This window comes from Streptomyces sp. GbtcB7 (assembly GCF_019091445.1).
GTDB classification, from domain to species: Bacteria; Actinomycetota; Actinomycetes; order Streptomycetales; family Streptomycetaceae; genus Streptomyces; species Streptomyces mirabilis.
Window position 1 is genome coordinate 1 of the sequence record NZ_JAGXJM010000208.1, and the last position, 327, is coordinate 327.

The following is a 327-nucleotide window of genomic DNA, read 5'->3' on the forward strand; positions in this document are numbered from 1 at the left end:
TCGCAGCCAGCCTGCCGCTGCGAGATCAGCGCTTGCCCATCGCCAGTCCGCCTCACCCCGGGGACGCCCCTTGGAAGTGAGCTCGGCCTCATGATCAGTGAAGGGAACAGAGCGGAGGATGCTGTTCCAAACTTCGGAGATCGGCCGGTACTCGTCGACATCGGCGTGCTCAGCGAGATACTCGAGCGAAGCTCGTGCTCGCTCCGCGCGTCGGACAGGTGTGGTGGGCGCCATGGTTCTCCCCCTCGAGACGTCACCCGCGAGTCTATGAGCCCGCATCGATCGTTGCGTGCGGCGGGCTTCACCTCATCGAGCGATGCACCCCAC

Annotated in this window: 1 protein-coding gene; it reads right to left on the reverse strand. The window is 65.1% G+C overall.

Annotated features, from left to right (window positions below):
* Nucleotides 1-234, reverse strand: a 234-nt coding sequence (locus tag KVT44_RS55865; protein WP_217576933.1) for a hypothetical protein, incomplete at its 3' end; no start/stop codon positions are given.
* Between the last annotated feature and the right edge of the window lie 93 nt (nucleotides 235-327).